The sequence below is a fragment of the Hahella sp. NBU794 genome, from assembly GCF_050749805.1.
In the GTDB taxonomy this organism is placed as follows: domain Bacteria; phylum Pseudomonadota; class Gammaproteobacteria; order Pseudomonadales; family Oleiphilaceae; genus Hahella.
The window spans coordinates 3053996-3072207 of the sequence record NZ_CP192738.1; the positions used below are offsets into that span (position 1 = coordinate 3053996).

7 protein-coding genes are annotated in these 18212 nt (G+C 56.1%); 5 read left to right on the forward strand and 2 right to left on the reverse strand.

Features of this window, described 5'->3' with window-relative positions:
• Positions 1-53 precede the first annotated feature (53 nt).
• Positions 54-2171 (reverse strand): TonB-dependent receptor, encoded by a 2118-nt coding sequence (locus tag ACQYWX_RS13650; RefSeq protein ID WP_431689161.1) that lies wholly within the window; start codon positions 2169-2171, stop codon positions 54-56.
• A 397-nt stretch (positions 2172-2568) separates the two neighbouring features.
• Here ACQYWX_RS13650 and fes point away from each other — a divergent pair, with 397 nt between their 5' ends.
• The 3 genes from fes (at position 2569) to ACQYWX_RS13665 (ending at position 13149) form a co-directional block, all read left to right on the forward strand.
• The gene (gene fes, locus ACQYWX_RS13655; protein ID WP_431689162.1) at positions 2569-4032 is read left to right on the forward strand and encodes an enterochelin esterase; all 1464 of its coding nucleotides are present in this window, start codon (positions 2569-2571) and stop codon (positions 4030-4032) included.
• A 55-nt stretch (positions 4033-4087) separates the two neighbouring features.
• On the forward strand, positions 4088-4309 hold the full coding sequence (locus ACQYWX_RS13660; RefSeq protein WP_216738417.1) for an MbtH family protein: 222 nt from the start codon (positions 4088-4090) through the stop codon (positions 4307-4309).
• A gap of 197 nt (positions 4310-4506) precedes the next feature.
• Positions 4507-13149 carry an amino acid adenylation domain-containing protein gene (locus tag ACQYWX_RS13665; protein WP_431689163.1) on the forward strand — a complete coding sequence of 2881 codons (8643 nt, stop codon included), beginning with the start codon at positions 4507-4509 and terminating at the stop codon, positions 13147-13149.
• Positions 13150-14144: 995 nt separating this feature from the next.
• Here ACQYWX_RS13665 and ACQYWX_RS13670 read toward each other — a convergent pair.
• Positions 14145-15869, reverse strand: a complete 1725-nt coding sequence (locus ACQYWX_RS13670) for a DUF6119 family protein (protein ID WP_431689164.1) — start codon at positions 15867-15869, stop codon at positions 14145-14147.
• A 517-nt stretch (positions 15870-16386) separates the two neighbouring features.
• Between ACQYWX_RS13670 and ACQYWX_RS13675 the strand changes: the two genes are divergently transcribed.
• Positions 16387-17442, forward strand: a complete 1056-nt coding sequence (locus ACQYWX_RS13675) for an alpha/beta hydrolase family protein (protein WP_431689165.1) — start codon at positions 16387-16389, stop codon at positions 17440-17442.
• A 219-nt stretch (positions 17443-17661) separates the two neighbouring features.
• The gene (locus tag ACQYWX_RS13680; protein ID WP_431689166.1) at positions 17662-18144 is read left to right on the forward strand and encodes an AAA family ATPase; all 483 of its coding nucleotides are present in this window, start codon (positions 17662-17664) and stop codon (positions 18142-18144) included.
• Positions 18145-18212 lie beyond the last annotated feature (68 nt).

An 18212-nucleotide genomic window follows, 5' to 3' on the forward strand; every position in this document is an offset into this window, starting at 1 on the left:
GCCATCCTTGGCGGTCTGCTGCGCTCTAGGGTAGGTTTGAGCGCAGTCTCACTCTAGAGTCGGTAGTCGACCACGATGCCCGCTGTGCGGGGTGGTCCGACCTGGGCTTCGGTGGAGGCCCAGGTGGTTGTCTGGCGGTAGAGGACTTCTTCGTCGAACAGGTTTTTCACGTAGAGGCGTACGGTGAAGTCGTCGTTTTCGTAGCCGGCGTTGACGTTGGTGATCACGTAATCGCCGGCGGTCAGGTTGTCGTTGTTGGTGACGTCGGAGTAGTATTCGCCTACATAGCTGACGTCGGCGCCGGCGAAGTAGCCCTGGTCGAAATATTGGGTGAAACCCAGGTTGGCGTTAACGCTGGGGGCGTAGCCGAATTCATTGCCTTTGATATCTGGACTGCCGTCAACGGCTTGGGTCACTTCCGTTTTCAGTAAGCCGACGGAGCCGAACACTTCCAGGCCCGCCGCCAATTGCGCGTTGGTTTCCACTTCCAGGCCGTAGCTGCGGCCTTCTGGAATATTCACGAAACGACGATTGAGAATGGATTGGTAGCCGTCGTATTCATTGGCGAACAGCGTGACGCCCAGGGTCATGCGGTTATCCCAGAGGCTGGAGCGGCTGCTGGCTTCATAAGAGATGACTTCTTCTTTCTCGTATTCATAGAAGCTGCTGTCATCCCAGTCGAGAGAGCCGCCGCCCGGGTTGTAGCCTTTGCGCACCACAAAACCGAGCAACGTCTGCGGCGTGGCCTGATAGCTGACGCCGGCTTTGGGCAGGAACATGGTTTCGCCGATATCAGTCAGCAAGCGGCCTTCATAGCTGGTGCCCGGCCAGGCGAGGATATTTCGTTCCTGGCTTTCCCTTTCCACACGGCCGCCCACAATCAAGTCCAGACGTTCCGTCAGCGCGAAAGTGGCGTCGCCATACACCGCAACGGTGCTGACATCGTCATCGCCACTGAAAGTGGCCGGGTCCACCGCGAGATTCTGAGTGCGCTTGAACAGGTAGACGCCCACCACGCCGCTTAGCGGACCGGACGCCGGGTCGTACACCAGACGGCTTTCCAGCGAGTTGCTTTTTTCCTCCAGATCCAGTGTCAGATCTATATCGCCAACGCGGGAGGCGTATTCCTCGAACTTGGCCTGGGTGTTGGCGTGGTTCAATGTCAGGTAGGCGGTCAACGCATCGTTGAGAGCGTATTGCACATCCAGGGCGTAGCTGGCGCTGTCCGAATCCTGATAACGGGTGTTGGACACGTCTCCATTCAGCTCATAGTCAAAGAAGTCGCCGTTGACGAAATTGAGATATTCGCCTTCCTGACTGCGGTGTGTGGCGGTGAATTTCACCGACAGGCCAGACAACGCGGAAGGCTCCCAGAGCAGCTTGCCGCGCAGGTTGTAACGCTTGGACTCGGACGGGTCCCAGGGCCAGTCCTGGCCGCTGATAGGGTAGTCAATATAACCCTCTCCCTGGGACGCGCTGGCGGCCAGTCGGAACGCCAGTTCATTATCGATCAGAGGACCGGATGTCATCAGGGCGAGCTGCTGCTTGCTGTCGGCGTTCTCATAGCCGGCGCGGACCGCGCTTTCCCAGTGATAGGTGGGGTCTTTGGTCAACACGACAATCGCGCCGCCAATGGAATTGCGACCCTGGGTTGTGGACTGCGGTCCACGCAATACTTCCACCTGCTGCACGTCCCATAAATTAGCGTCTACATACTCCTGGCCGAACCAGGATTCAGAGACGCCATCGACGCTGGTGCTGACCTTGGGGCGCGATCCCGCCACCAGCGCGAAGCTGCCGTTGGCCGCGCCGGAGCCTTCAACGCCCCGGATGTTGGGAACGCCGTAGGGGTTCGCAATCATGTTCGGTACTTTATCCACCACCTCAAAGACGGACTGGGTCTCGCCGGTGTCCACTTTCAAGTCGTCCAGCACAGTGACGGCGCTGGTGGACTCCTGCAGGTCGCGGTCGATCTTTTCACCGGTCACCACCACTGGCGCCAGGGTGGTGCTTTCCGACTGCTTGACGCGATCCGGCTGCGCCAGCGCAAGAGTTTCCGCCGCGGCATGGGCGGCCATGCCTCCTGCGAGCGCAGTGACGGCGACTTTGGTGGCGAACGCCAAGGGATGCAGGCGTGGATTCGATCGTTTATCCCGAAACAGGAACATCATTGTCTCCCCAAATGGTTGGTTTTTGCAGTGCGCCGCTGGCGGGCGCGCCCAGTGCTTGGCTCCCTGTTAATGCGATCGAAGAGGAGGGTGGATGACGACCTCGGGGATGTCCGCAGGTATTCCTGACTAGCTGCATCGGAGGCCGGCGCAGTGCGGACGGATGATTGTCTAAATGAGAATCATTCGCAAATAACTATTGAACGCAAATGATAATCATTATTATTATGTAAAACAACACTGATGCAGACAGAGCGGAAATTTCGTTAGCCGGCGCAGCTTTACCGTTATAGGGCGGGATAGGGAAGCGTTAGCGAGCGCGTTGCCGTTCCTGACTACCGCGAGTCCATCGCAGATGGAAGAAATGAACGCCGGGCGCAGTCCCGGGAAGGTGAAAACCATGTCAGAGATCATTGACCGCAGAATGCCGGTCCCCATCTCACACGAGTCATCGACGACACAACCGTTAGCGTCCATACAAAAACAATTGTCCGTAAAACCGTCCTCGTCCGTGCAGCAGCCATCGTCCCTGAAGCAAACGTCGACCCTTGCGTCCTCTGAATTCAGCGCATTCGGGTTAGGCGACGACATTGGCGACGAACACTGGTGGCGCGCTTTGCAACAGAAAGGAACGCCGCTGGTGGAGCCCCTCGCCAACGATCAGGCGCGGGTGGCCTTTGTCTGGCGAGATCCGCATGGCGACGAACATCGCTCGCCCATCCGGCGCGTGTATATCGACGTCAACTCCGTCACGAATCATCGCAGTCGCAACCCGCAAAGCCTGGAGCGCATCGCGGGAACGGATGTGTGGCGCTGGCGCACGACCTTACCGGCCAACTGGCGGGGAACTTACACGCTGGCCCCTGTCGCCAAAGATTACCTGCCGCCGAGTTGGAGCGGTAGCGAAGAGCGTCAACGCATGAGCCAGCGCGTATGGTGGCGGGATGTGATGAGTCAGGCCATCGCCGATCCGCTTAACCCCAATCAGCCCTATAGCGCCAGCTGGGGCGGCGCAGCGTCCGCCCTGCATCTTCCGCAGGCGCCGGAGCAGAGGGCGTGGCTCAGTCTGGACGCCGGGGAAAGCAGGCCAGGCGACGACAGCGGCGCGCTGTTGCAGGAGCTGCACTGGAGCAGTCAAACGCTGGGCAATCGCCGCAAAGTCTGGATATTCAGCCCGGAAGAGGCGCAGGGCGACAACCTTGATCCTCGCCGACGTCCCCTCGTCATTCTGCTGGATGGCCAGCACTGGGCGACCCGCATGCCGGCGTTTTCCGCCTTGCAATATGAAACCCGCCAGGGCGCGTTGCCTCCCGCCGTGTATGTGTTGATCGATGCTATCGATGGCGAGCGTCGCAGTGAAGAACTCTGCTGCAACCCGCGTTTCTGGGAGGCGGTGCAGGACGAGCTGATCCCGCTTGCGGCCAGCGTGACGCCGTTTTCCAGTCGCGCCATGGACACCGTTGTCGCAGGACAGAGTTTTGGCGGACTGGCTGCGATGTACGCGGGGCTGGCGTTTTCAGAGCGATTCGGCTGCGTGCTGAGCCAGTCCGGCTCTTTCTGGTGGCCTTATGTGGAGTATCTGCATGCGCCGCTTGGGCAGTGCGCAGTGCGTCGCCCCGGAGAACGCGGCGCGCTGGCGGAGCAACTGGCGCAGGGCCGCCTCAGCGCCCGGCCGTTGCGCATCTATCAGGAAGTCGGCGCGCGGGAGGATGTGATGATCGACCTCAATGAAACCCTGCGCATAGAGCTGGAGCGCGCCGGCCATCACGTGAATTACCAATTGTTCGAAGGCGGTCACGACTGGCTTTGCTGGCGCGGCGGACTGATTGAAGGCCTGCGCTGGCTGCTGGAACAACCTGGCTGACGGATTAATCAGACGCCGCTGTAACGGCGCGATAGCATTTAAAGGAGTCTCATCTATGAATACAGAACAGCCCAACCCGTTTGACGACGAATCCCTGCCATTTCTGGTGCTGATCAACAGCCGCGGGCAATACAGTTTATGGCCGCAATTCACCTCGATTCCGCCTGGTTGGCGCAACGTCCTCGGTCCGGCCAGGCGCGCCGATTGTCTGCACTATATCGAGCAGAACTGGACCGATATCCGTCCCCGATTATCGATTGATCCAGCAGACAAGTAGCGTCCTTCTATTTGTACGCAAACGGCAGGTCCTGCCTGGGTCAGGCCCTGTCTCCCGCGGCTTATCGCCGCGCCGGCGCATTCATGCGCCCGCTTATTAACACGTCAATACCCTTGCCATGTTAATAACGACGCCTGAGCGCGTCTGTCCCAACACTCCCGATTCGAATTTATCCGGCCGACAAGAGGGAAGGCATTGTGTTAGAAACTTCAGGTAAGAACTCTCTGGCTCCAGAGGAGGTGGAACTTCCTCTGATTGGAACCCAAATGGGCATATGGCTCGCCGATCAGATTGCGGTAGGGCGCAACAGCTACGTAGTGGCTCATTATGTGGATTTACAAGGGGCGCTGGACGCGCCTCTGTTGCAGCGTGCGATACGCATGGGGCTGGCGGAGACGGATACTCCCCACGCCCGTTTTATTGAAGACGACAACGGCGTTCTGCAGCGCCTGCCGATGAATCGCTGCGTCGATGACGTGGACGTTCCCGACCTGCTGGACCTGACTGCGGAGCAAGATCCCAAACGACAGGCGGGCGTCATTATGTACGACGACCTGGGTACGCCCTGGCGCGGCGAAGAAGATCAGCCGCTATATCGGCATATGCTGATTAAAGTCGGGGCGGAGCGCTGGTTCTGGTATCAGCGCTACCATCATGTGAGCGTGGACGGCTACAGCTTCGCCGCCATCACTCGCCGCGTCGCCGATATCTACAACGCCCTGCGCAAAGGCCGCGCGCCGGAAAAGAGCCGTCACACCTCCTTCGCCAAAGTCGTGCAGGAGTATCAAAGCTATCAGGCGTCCGACGCCTATGCTCAGGACCGCGCCTTCTGGTGGGATTACGCCGCGACCCTGGCGGACCCGGTGTCGCTGGCGGCGGGAGAGCGTCAAAAGGCGGGAGGATTCGCCAACGCCAATACCCTGAAACGCAGACTGCGACTGCCGCTGCAGCGCTTCGACATACCCGCCGAAACACGCTTGAATCCCAATGAAATCGCCATGGCTGGCGTGTTCGCCTATCTACGCCGAATGACCGGCCACAAGCGAATTGTCGTGGGCATGCCGTTCATGCGACGTATGGGATCAGTCGCCCTCAACGCCACCGGTCCGGTGGTGAATGTATTGCCGGTGCAACTGGATATGGAAGGCGCGCCGGATATCGTCAGCTTGGCGCGCCGCCTGACCTCGGAACTCGCGCGGATTCGCCGTCGTCAGCGTTACGACGCCGAGCAATTGCAAAGAGATGTGGGCGTGGTGGGCTCCGGCCGAGGCCTGTACGCCGCCACGATTAACCTGAAAATATATGATCAGGGGCTGGATCTGGACGGCGTGCCCGGCGTCACTCAGGTGCTGGCGGCCGGTCCGGTGGAGGATCTGGAGTTTGGCCTGTGGCTGGAGCAGAACGCATTGGTGATCGAGCTTACCGCCAACCCGGAACGCTATGCGGATCAGGAATTGCGCCTGCATTGCGAGCGACTGGCGCATTTTCTGGAATACACGTTGCGTCATCCTCAGGAGTCGATTGAGCGGCTTCCTTTATTGGGGCCGGGAGAACTGGCGCGCCTGCGCAACTGGTCCACCGGACCCCGTGTGGATGCGCCCGCCCGGGCGCAAACCATTCTGGATATATTTCACGCCTGCGCCGGCCCGTTCGAACAGGAAATAGCGCTGCGCTGCGGCGATGCGTGTCTGACATTCGCTGAACTTTCCGCCCGCGTTAACCGCCTTGGCCGTGAACTGATCGCCCAGGGGCTGGCGCCGGATGATCTGGCGGCGATCGCTTTGCCCCGGGGCGTTGACTATGTGGTGTCTATTCTCGCGGTGCTGTCGGCAGGTGCGGCGTACCTGCCGTTGGACCTGGATTATCCTGAGGAGCGGTTGGCGCTGATGCTTGAAGACGCCCAGCCGAAACTGGCGGTGACGCACGCCGCCTTGGCCAAGGAGGCCCTAAAAACAGTTCCTTGTGTTGCTTTGGACGACTCAGCGTTGCAACAACGCATTAACGCTAGATCCGGCGCTACGATTCGCGATGAAGAGCGGGCCGAGCCGTTACGCAGCGGCCATCTGGCGTATGTCATCTATACCTCCGGCTCCACCGGCGCGCCCAAAGGTGTGATGGTGACCCACGGCAGTCTGCTCAACTTATTGCTGTCCCATCAGGCCACGCTCTACGGCGCCGCCATGGCGCAACTGCAGGGGCGTCGCCTGCGGGCGGCGCACAGCGCCTCATTTTCCTTCGACGCGTCCTGGGAACAGTTGATCTGGCTGCTGCTGGGGCAGGAACTGCATATCTGCACTGAAGAGCAGCGACGGGACGCTCAGGCGCTGGTGGAATTGGCTCACAGCCGAGGCATCGACGCCTTTGACGTGCCGCCTTCCATGTTGCAGCAGATGCTGGATTGTGGACTGATGCAGGACGGAGCGCCTCATCCCAGTCTGGTGCTGATCGGCAGTGAAGCCGCGCCGCCCGCGTTGTGGCGCAGGGTGAAACAGTATCCGAAATTGCATGTGCACAATTTCTATGGCCCTACTGAATATACGGTGGACGCCCTGGGCGCCGGCGTCGCCGCGGCGGACCAGCCGGTGATCGGACGCCCGGTGGCCAATACCCGTATTTATGTGCTGGACCCGGAACTGCGCGACGCCCCGCAAGGCGTGACCGGCGAGCTCTATGTCGCTGGCGCAGGACTGGCGCGGGGCTATCTGGCGCGCCCCGGCATGACCGCGGCGCGCTTCGTGGCGAATCCGGAAGGGGAAGGCGACTTGATGTATCGCACCGGGGATCTGGTGCGCTGGACTCCAGACGGACAGCTGGAGTTCGTCGGCCGCAGCGATCGACAAGTGAAAGTGCGCGGCTTCCGTGTGGAGCTGGGTGAGGTGGAGCATGCGCTGGAGGCGCTGCCGGGCGTGAGTGGGGCGGTGGTGACCGCGGCGACGGCGGGCGCCAGTCATCGGCTGACGGCCTATTGCACCGTCAATGAAGATCTGCGTCACGATGACGAACAGCTTCGCGATCGACTCTATCGTCAGCTGTCCGAAATGCTGCCGGGCTACATGATGCCCTCCGCGCTGGCCATCCTGCCCGCCTGGCCGCTGACGGTAAACGGCAAGATCGACAAACAGGCGCTGCCGACGATTCGTCCGCCATCGCGCCAGGGAGGAAAGGCGCCGGTGACGGAGGCGGAAAAACGGGTCTGCGCCGCCATCGCCCAAGTGTTGGGGCTGGAGCAGGTGGCGGTTGATGACGACTTTTTCAATCTGGGCGGCGACAGTATTTCCGCCATGAGCCTGGGGACAGAACTGCGGCGTAGCGGCTACCAACTGCGGCCGAAAGAGGTGTTCACCCAGCGCACCGCGGCGCGTATGAGCAGAGCCATGCAGCCGCTCAAGAAACAGAGCGGAACCGCCAGTGGTTTGATCCAGGGGCCGGTGGGCGCCTTGCCGGCGCCGAGCTGGTTTGCGGAGCATTACGGCTGGGAGCGCCGATTTGCGCAAGGCGTGCTGCTGAGTATTCCGGCGCAGATTCAACCGGCGCATTTAAGGGAGGCGCTGCAGGCGCTGCAACGGGCTCATCCTGCATTACGCGCCTATATCGGCGAAGAGGGGCTGGCGATAAAAGATATCAGCGCCGGTCTCGACAGCCGAATTCTCACCCGGGTTGAGGTGGCTCATGAGGCCGACTCGGAGGCCTTCGGCAAACTGACGGATGAACTGTTCGAGGCGTCCGCAGCGGAACTGAATCCCGCCGCCGGCGTCATGATGCGCGCCTGGCGCATCGCCGACAGAAACAGCGGCGTCTGGTTAATGCTGACCTTGCATCACCTGGTGGTGGATGGCGTGTCCTGGCGGGTGCTGCTGCGCGAGCTGGAAACCGCCTGTGAAGCGGTCGCGGCCGGCGCTACGGCGATAATCCCGGCTGAGGAAACTTCTTTGCGCGATTGGTCGCGGACCTTGCATGAAGAGATTCCCGCGCGACGTCAGGAGCTGGCGCTGTGGCGGGATATGTTGCAAGGCTATTTGCCGTTGCTGTCCCGACGGCCGCTTGATCCAGCAAAGGATACCTACGGCGCGGCGCAACACTGGCGCACCCTGGCGGACGCGATGCTGACCAAGGCGTTATTGCAATCGTTGCCGGGCGCATACCGGGCGTCGATTGACGAGATTCTTCTGGCGGTGGTGGCGAAAGCGTTTTGTGAAGAGCGCGCAGCTTCCGGCGTACGTTTTTCTCTGGAATCCCATGGGCGTGAAATCCTGCAGGAGCAGGTTGATCCCGCCCGCACCATCGGCTGGCTGACGGCGGAGTATCCGGTCACATTTGATCTGACGGCGGTCATATCGGGTCAGTATGACGCGGCGGAGCCGGTGCGGGCGGTGAAACGCAGCCTGCGGCGAATCCCGGATCATGGTCTGGGCTATGGCGTGTTGCGGTATCTGGACAAAACGAGTCGGAATGAACTGGCGCAACTGGAGGCTGAACATCGCCCTCAGGTACTGTTCAACTATCTGGGGCGCTTCAATGTCGGTGAGGATTACTGGACGCCGCGCCATCTCGGCGAGCGTTTCAAAGACGCCTTCGCTGTGGACATCGATGGCGACCTGTCCATGCTGTACGGGCTGGAAATCAATATCTTCGTGGATGAAGCCAGAGGCGAGCCCCGACTGGCCATTAACTGGACCTGGGCGGAAGGTTTGTATGATCGCTGGCTGATCGCCCGTCTGCATCAACGCATCGTGGAAAACCTGCGTGAGCTGGAGCACTTCGCCGCCTACCGTCCTGGGGCGGCGGCGGATACCTTGATTGCTGCGGAGACAGTGGTCGCGGGAGTGAGCCTGGACGAAGCCATGTTGTCCGAGTTGCGTGATCGCTGCGGTCCTCTTGCGGCGGCGTTGCCTGTGTTGCCGTTGCAGCAGGGGCTGTTATTCCATGCGCAATTAGGGGAGGCGGCCAGCAAGTATAACTCCACCACACGTCTGGATTTTCGTGGAACGCTTGATGTGGAGCGGATGCGGGATGCGCTGGAGGCGGTGTTGCGTCGTCATCCGCAAATGGCGGCGGCGTTTGATGCCGAGACTGTGGCGCAACCGCTGCAACTGATTCCCCTGGTGATCGACGGCGAGCGCCGTTGGCCCTGGTCGCAATGCTATCTGGGCGACCTGCGCGGGGAGGCGCTGGAGTTGGAACTGTGGCGTCTGGAGCAGGAAGAGCTGGCGCGTGATTTCGATATCGCCGCGACGCCGGCGCAACCTCTGCTGCACGCCAGGTTGATTCACCATATCGACAACCGCCATACCCTGTTCTTAACGGCGCACCATTTGGTGGTGGACGGCTGGTCCACGCCGATTTTGCTGCGAGACTTTCTGCACGCCTATGGCGATGGCGCGGATACCCTGGCGCCGACGCATTCCGATTACGCCCAGGTGGTGCGCGACCTCTGCGCCAGAGACACGGAGGCCGCCGCCACCGCCTGGCGCGAGGCGCTGAAGGATGTCCGTCCCACCTTGTTGTTTGAAGGCGCGTCCGCGCAAGCACAGGTGAAAGAGCTGGAGCTGACTTTGTCGAAGGCGTTGGAGCAGGCGCTGCAGACCTGCTGTCGTGAACAGGGGCTGACCCTTAATACCCTGATGCAAGGCGCCTGGGCCGCCGTACTGGCGGTGTTGAGCGGCCGCGATGATGTGGTGTTCGGCGCGCCAGTGTCAGGACGCTTTAGTCCGGTGGATGGACTGGAGGAGCATGTGGGGCTGTTCAGCAATACGATTCCGGTGCGCATGCGCTTCGATCCTGAGCGGCCGTTACTGGCGCAATTGCAGGGGCTGCAGGCGCAACAGGTGGCGTTGCTGGAGCACGACTGCCTGGGCCTGGCGGATATTCAGCGGCTGGCGGGGACGTCGACCTTGTTCGATACCCTGCTGGTCAGTGAGAACTACCCCGATGACGATGGGCTGACCGAGCGGGATTATCTGGGTGCGCGCTTGACCGATATTCGCAATCGCGGCTACACCCATTATCCGCTGACGATTATGGTTCTGCCTGGAGACAGCCTGCGATTGATTATCGAATATCGTGAGCCGGTGACCCAGGCGGAGGACATCGCGCAGCGGCTGCTGAGTGTGCTGGAGCAATTCGCCTATCACCCGGCGACGCCCTGGAGCCAGATGGATCTGCGCACCCAGAGCGAACGCAGTCTCATTGATAGCGTCAACGCCACGGACGCGGTTGTCGCCGACAGTACACTGTGCGAGTTACTGGCGGAGCAAGCGCGCAGGACGCCAAACGCGGTGGCGCTGGAAGACGAAACGCTGCGACTGAGCTATCGGCAGATGCGCGCCCAGGCCCTGGCATTGGCGCAGAAAATGCGTCGGGCGGGGGTTAATACAGGAGATATCGTCGCTGTCGCTTTGCCCCGTTGCGCGCGGCTGAGCATTGCGCTGACTGCGGTGCTGGAGAGCGGCGGGGCCTATCTGCCGCTGGATACCGGTTATCCCGACGAGCGCCTGGCCTATATGGTGCGTAACGCCGCGCCGCGTTTGATCATCACTTCTTCGGATCAGGCATCCCGTTTCCGCGCGATGGGGGAGCTGATGCTGTTTGATCAGTTGGTGGCGGAAGTCGCGGAGATTGAGGAAGGTGGGCTGGAAAATGAATCAGAAGCGCAACCAGCCTTATCCCAGCGGCTGTCGCCGGATCATCCCGCCTATCTGATTTATACCTCCGGCTCCACCGGCAATCCCAAAGGCGTGTTGGTGTCGCACCGGGCTATCGTCAATCGTCTGGTCTGGATGCAGGCGGAGTATGGCCTGCAATCCGACGATGTGGTGCTGCAGAAAACCCCCTGTAGTTTCGACGTGTCGGTGTGGGAGTTTTTCTGGGCGCATATGGTGGGGGCGTCGCTGTATATGGCGCCGCCGGAGGCGCATCGCGACCCGGATGAGCTGCTGGCGCTGATCGAGCGCCACAAGGTGACGACGCTGCATTTTGTGCCATCCATGCTGGCGGCGTTTGTGAACCGGTTGCCGGCGGCTATCGCCAGTCAGGGGGAGGTTCCCTGTGGCGGACTGCGTCGTGTCTTCTGCAGCGGCGAAGCGCTTTCCCGCGAACTGGCGGATTTGTATTCCGTCTACATTCGCGCCCCATTGCACAACCTTTATGGGCCCACGGAAGCGGCGGTGGACGTCACTTATAAACAGGCGTCCGGACTGCTCGATAAAGAGCGTGATAATACGGGGTTGAGCGTGCCGATCGGACGCCCGGTGTGGAATACGCAGTTGCGTATCCTGGACCCCTGGTTGCGTCCGGCGCCGGTCGGCGTGGCGGGAGAGCTGTATCTGAGCGGCGTGCAGTTGGCGGACGGCTATCTGGGACGTCCTGACCTCACCGTGGTGCGTTTTGTCGCTGACGCTGCAGGCGAGGGCGCGCGTATGTATCGCACCGGAGATGTCGCGCGCTGGCTGCCGAATGGCGATGTAGAGTATCTGGGACGCAGTGACGATCAGCTCAAGATCCGCGGCCAGCGTATCGAGCTGGGTGACATCGAGTCCGCCCTGCAAAGCCTGCCGCAGATCAAACGGGCGGTCGTTCACGCCCGTGTGATCAACAACGGCGACGCCGCCATGGCGGGCGCGGATAACCGCCAGCTCGTCGGCTATGTTATCCCCCATGCTGAAGAGATTGACGCCGACGCCATACGCCGCCAATTGGCGGAAACCCTGCCGGCCCATATGGTCCCTGTCGCCATCGTGCCTGTAAGCGAATTCCCGTTGAGCGCCAATGGCAAACTGGACCGCAAAGCTCTGCCGGAACCTTCTACGGTGAAGAGTGATACTCAGGGCAGGGCGCCCAGGCCGGGATTGGAGGCGCAGATCGCCAGTGTGTTTGCGCGTATTTTGAATGTGCCGACAGTCGCTGCCGATGATGACTTTTTCGCGCTGGGAGGCCACTCTCTTCTGGCGATGAACCTGGCGGCGGAACTACGCAAGAGCCTGGCGCGGCCCATATCAGTTGGCGCTATTATGACCTCGCCAACCGTGGCGCAATTGGCGGCGTTATTGGCGGATGAGAACGCGATGAATGATCCCGCCAACGCTGGATTTGGCGAAGTCTTGCACCTGCGCGCCGGGCGCGGCGCCCCGTTATTCTGCGTGCATCCCGCCTCTGGGTTCGCCTGGCAATACAGCGGACTGGTGCGTCACCTGCCAGCGCATATTCCATTGATTGGCTTGCAGTCGCCGGGCGCTCAAGGTGCAATCGCCGCCAGCGACGATATCGATGCGGTATGTGAACGTCATCTGCAAACATTGCGACGCATTCAGCCCCGTGGCCCTTATCATCTGATCGGTTATTCGCTGGGAGGCACTATCGCTCATGGCTTGGCTGCGAAACTGCGTATGCACGGTGAAGACGTGGCCTTCCTCGGCCTGCTGGATTCATATCCCCCAGAAGGTCAGGATTGGAGCGGCCCGACGGAAGAAGAAGCGCATGCGGAAGTCGAGCGGGAGAAGGAGCAGTTCATGCTGGACGCCGAAGCCGCAGCGGATGATTTCGTTGAGCAGGAGAAAGCGGTGATGTTCAAACAAATCGTCGCCAACTACGAAGCCTCCGTAAAACTCCTCTCCACTGCGCAAACGCCGATCTATGACGGCGACATACACATGTTCGTCGCCACCCGCACCTTACCGGAAAACTGGCAAGTGGAAGGCAGCTGGAAGCCCTACATTCGCACCATGACCCGTCACGACATTCACTGTAACCACGAAGACATCGTCTCCCCCGAGACATTGAAAACGTTGGGACCGCTGTTAAATAAACTGCTGACGGAAATGAACGAAGGAGGTGGCGAACGCTGATTTGATTTTGGCCTTGGGGTGGAAGCCTCAGGGTCTTTCCCTGGCCCATGGAGGGAATCTTGGAGCGTTACAAAATGCGGAAAAATCCTCTCGTATCTCAAGTAGGTTGGAAAAGCGCAGCGCCTTCCGACATGACCAATGCCGAAACTCATCTAAGAGGCGTTTCGTAAATCGAGATAACTAGCTTATTCAATTTGAGAGGGTGCTGCATACATCTGCACATAGTTCCAAAAAAGCACACGCCTTCAAACATAATCAGGGTTTTGAGCCATTAGCTGGCATATTTCAGATTGGGCATATCGTGTTTGAACCCCATGTCTACTTGACTTGAATTTTGATCGGGGCGCCAACAAGCTCAGCAAAAATAAGAATAGGGCGCGCAGACCAAAGCGCCATCGCGCCACTCCTCCGTTCGGCCTGAGCTTGTCGAAGGGCTTCCCAGAGCGCTAACCCAAACCCACTAACCACCCTCAGCCGTGAAAATGATCCCCCTCTGCCCATGGACTGGTCGCCAAATTGCGCGTTTGGTGATTCCTCGGCCTGCTGGATGCTGAAGCGGCGACATTCACATGTTCGTCGCCACCCGCACCTTACCGGAAAACTGGCAAGTGGAAGCCTCTGGGCACTTTCGTGCCTTAGCTAGCCTTGAGCCTCATTCGTGCTGATGAAGCTCACGCCTGTCAACTCATGGTTTTCAACCAACTGCTTAAGTTCTTCAGTGCAATAAAGGCTTGAGCAGTTGTCATACTTGGTTTTGAACACCAATTTGTCCCTCACGTCCTCTGAATTGAAGGCTACCGTGAAAGGTTCCGAGGGCTCCTCTCCTAACTTATGGGGTTTGCTGTTAATCTCGTCGATTCGTCCTTAACGCCTTCTCACTTCGAAGACTATTTAACTTCTTATCAAGCCATTTTTCGTAGGCATGAGTATGAATTTCAAGATGAGATCGGGCATTAGTCTTGCTTTAAAATATATGATTTTGTAATTGTTGGATGTCAAGTGGTGCTCTTTGCTTCTTTATGATTTGTAGTTATGACAGGGATGAAGCTTAGGGCTATTGAATTGTACTTGTGCACCTTTCGAAGACGATCATATGCTAGTTTAAGCTCATATTTTGCCATAATGGGGATATTCTCCTTTTGGGGGATGGGAGAGCCCTTCGAATAAAGAAGCCAAAGCTTTATATTGTAATCTTTTCCATTTATTTGTTCCTGGTTATCTTTTATTATGCTTAAATATTTTTCTAAATTTTCTGGTTTGTAGTCTATTATGTGATTTCTAATGTCGATTAAAAATGTTTCGTCACTGAGGAAAAATTCACAGTAGAATTTGGCCTGAGAGAACAGATAGATTAATGAATTCGCATTTTCGTATCTCTTTACATGCACTATATTTATAAGCCCTGAGCCCTCAACATACTCTAAAATGTCGCAAAATTCTTTGTTTTTAATTCCCGTTCCAATTCCAAGCTTGGCTTGGTCGAATAGAATTGCTTTTTTATTGATTTTACAGTATTCAGAGTTGAATACACTTTCTCTATTTTTTTTCTTTTCGAAAATGTAAATGTTATTATAGGTGTTATCTGTCTTTTCCACCGTTATTTTTTTATTAACAAAATCATTGACCATATTGTAAAAGTCGCTATCGAACTTTTTCCATACCCCAGACGAGAGTATGTAATGCCTATCTTTATGAACTAATTCTGCGATAATGCAAGAATAATATGACCATTTCTTGTAAGAAAGTATTCGTTCATCGAAATGGCTATAGGCGTAAATGTGTTTGTTTTTTAGAGTTTTTATAGTGAAGCGGTCCTTACTTAATAATTTCTCCTTTATGAGGTGTTCTATACAGATGTGTGAGTAAATATTGTTTTCTCTTTTTTTGTTGTTCGTATAAGAATAGCTGAACTCATCATCCTGGATGAATTCTGGTATTGATAAATGTATGTTGGAGTAGTCTTCATTTTTTATCTTTTGACACAGTATTTCATCTAGTTCGTTGGATAGAGGTGTAGGGACTTCTTCAATGTTTAAATAGTTTGGAAAGCTGATTTTATAATTTTCACTTTTGTATTCAATTATGAATTCCTCTGCATGAGATATCAATTTCTCCCATGTTAATTTCGAATCACCAATGACTTTTAAAGTGAGGCTGTCTTTTCCTTGCAGAGTGATATTTTTATTATTTTCAAGGTGGGCTGAAATAAATTGCAAATGTTCGGATTCATCCATCCCAAATTCAAACGAGTCGGACGGTCTGCTTAAGTGTCTGTCAATATGTTTTGTTGTGGCTGTATGAGTGCTTGATTTTGTCTGTCTAAGCTCACCGCTACCGCACATGTTCATAGCAGTTATAATTCCAAAATCAGAAACTAATCTCTCTTTTTTTAATAATACACTTCCTTTTGTTCCGAAGGTTGCAGCTAGTAATCTGTTTGATACTTTTAGTAGTAATAGCCCACTGGCCCTCTTGCTGGATGTTGAAAAATGAATTTGATTCTCAATTTTTTCATTTATAAAGCTTAGCCATGGTGGGTCTTCATATGTTTCTGAAGAGGTTTTTATAAAATAAAATACTGCTTCTGCTACATTTGTTTTAAAATGTCTTGATTCTATGCTTTTTGTTAATTCGCGTTGCTTGTCTTTGTCTATGACGCTTTCGAAGCCTTCTTTTTCTTTGGCTAGGAAAAAAGATATTTTTGCTATTTCGTTAGGCATGATGAAAAACCAACGTGATACGCCCTTGAAGGACATCAATTTTTTAAAATATAGCCCTTTTTTTAAATAAATAAAGTTCAGAAAGAAATAGTGCTGTGCTGAAATATGGCTTTGGAAGTTTTTCTCTCAAAAGGAGATAAATAGCAAAAATTGAAGGGGGAGGGTGGTCTAATTCCATTTTCTCTATGTAATCTCCTCAAGCGTAGAGTGGATAAGTATTAAGAATCACGTTCTATGTCATGTGCGAAAAATAGCGCTATCGTGGCTTAACTGCATTAGGTGTGTACGTCTAAAGAGTTATTTGTGGCCTCCCCCGTGATCCTTATCGGAAGAGCGCTGGAGCAGAGTGATAGTGTTTCCATATATATCTTCTGAGATCTTATTATCTCGCGAAATTGGCCCTGCAGTACGTCCTAAAACGCGATCAAGGTCTTACCGTACGGGCTTTTTCGCTTAAATAGCCGTCTTCGGGGTTGTCATCAGCACCCCTCTAAACAGCACGAATATGGAGAGGCTAATGGCGGTTTTTAACAGATTTCTTTGCTGGTTGATCCTGATGTCGGGTTCGGCATCAGGTTGGGCTGTGATGGCTGCGGACTATGTGGGCGTGCGGCATCTCAGTGTGGCGTCGGAGCAGCGCGCTGGCGGTCTTGATGTGACGGTATGGTATCCGGCGACAGAGGGCGGTGAGCCGGTGTTACTGGGCGACAGTATTTTTTTCTCCGGCGTTCCCGCCACGCTTAACGCACCCATAGCCACCGGAAAATTTCCGCTTATCCTGCTTTCCCATGGCGCAGGACTGGGCGGAAGTGCGCAGGCTATGAGCTGGATGGCGACGCCTTTGGCGCAGCGGGGATTTATCATCGTCGCGCCGACTCACCCCGGTAACACAGGGCCGAATAGGTCGGCCGCTGAAACGATGAAACTCTGGTTGCGGCCCGTTGATCTGACCGACGCCCTTAATGCGATGCAGACGGATGCGTTTTTCCGCGAGCATTCACGCTTTGACAGGGTAGGCGTTCTCGGGCTCTCCATGGGCGGCGGCACGGCATTACAGATGGCTGGAGCACGATTCGATTCTGAACTTCTTGCGTCATACTGTGATACCGACCAGCGTAATGCGTCTCTGTGTGAGTGGGTAAGGCAAAGCGGCGTGGATCTTCATAAAATGGACCTTCAGCCAGCAGGCCGTGACTATCGTGATCAACGCATTCGCTTCGCAATGGCTATCGACCCCGTGCCCATAGACGTTATTGCAGGCGACTCTTTTAAAGACATAACAACCCCTGTCGCACTGGTGAATCTGGGACCAGCAGGAAAGATCCCGCAAACAGCGTTGGCTTCTGACATAGCCAAGGCCATCCCTGACGCCACCTACACACTGATCAACGACGCCAGTCACTACAGCCTGTTTGGCGAATGCAAACCTCATGCGGCGGACATCGCCGAAGAAGAACAGATTGGAGAACCCATATGCACCGACGGTGGCGGGCGCTCACGGCCTGCGATTCATACGGAACTGGTTCAGTTGGTTTCCGGTGCGTTTGAACAGGCGTTGAAGGGCGCGCAATAGTGGGAAGCTTTCTCGAATTGGCAAGCGGTGTTGGTAATAGAGACATAGCCAGAGCCTCGATCCCGAGTGGAGTAAAAGGCATACTTGATCGCTCTCTGGAAGGGAATACTGTTAAAGGACGCATGTAGCGGTGGTTGAAACGATGCTATGCGTGTCTGGAACTTCTGGCGATGCGGCTGCAATTGCAAATATAGAAATTTAAGTAGTAGGGAGAGCCGAATGTTGGTGCTTTTGTGTGGAAAAATGGGCGCGGGTAAAACGACTAAATCCAAAGAACTGGCAAAAGAGATGGGTGCGGTTCTGCTCTCGGAAGATATATGGCTTGAATCTCTATATCCCGCGCAAATTCGTAGTGTTGAAGACTATGTAAAGTATTCAAATATGATAAAGCCGTTGGTTAAATCGCTTGTGCAAAATGTGCTCAGTACGGGCTCTGATGTCGTGATGGATTTTCCCGCCAATACAATCGGGCAAAGAGGTTGGCTGAAAAGCATATTCACCGAAATTGGCGCTGATCACGAGCTAATATACATAAAAGCGCCCAACGAAATTTGTTTGAATCAAATAGCCAAAAGACGCATCGAGCAACCGGAACGAGCCGCAACGGATACTCAGGAAATGTTTGTGCAAATAACCAAATATTTTGTCGAACCCTCTCCCGATGAGGGCTTTAACGTCACAGTTATTGAGCATAACTATTAGCGGCAACGGACCCACCCACTTGTGGCTCGCAGCACTCACTCGGCCACAAATGGGCTCCGCTCCTGATG

Excerpts from the sequence above, each read along its gene's own strand:
- ACQYWX_RS13650 (WP_431689161.1), bottom strand. The coding sequence starts at position 2,171 with ATGATGTTCCTGTTTCGGGATAAACGATCGAATCCACGCCTGCATCCC.
- fes (WP_431689162.1), top strand. The coding sequence starts at position 2,569 with ATGTCAGAGATCATTGACCGCAGAATGCCGGTCCCCATCTCACACGAG.
- ACQYWX_RS13660 (WP_216738417.1), top strand. The coding sequence starts at position 4,088 with ATGAATACAGAACAGCCCAACCCGTTTGACGACGAATCCCTGCCATTT.
- ACQYWX_RS13670 (WP_431689164.1), bottom strand. The coding sequence starts at position 15,869 with ATGCCTAACGAAATAGCAAAAATATCTTTTTTCCTAGCCAAAGAAAAA.
- ACQYWX_RS13675 (WP_431689165.1), top strand. The coding sequence starts at position 16,387 with ATGGCGGTTTTTAACAGATTTCTTTGCTGGTTGATCCTGATGTCGGGT.
- ACQYWX_RS13680 (WP_431689166.1), top strand. The coding sequence starts at position 17,662 with ATGTTGGTGCTTTTGTGTGGAAAAATGGGCGCGGGTAAAACGACTAAA.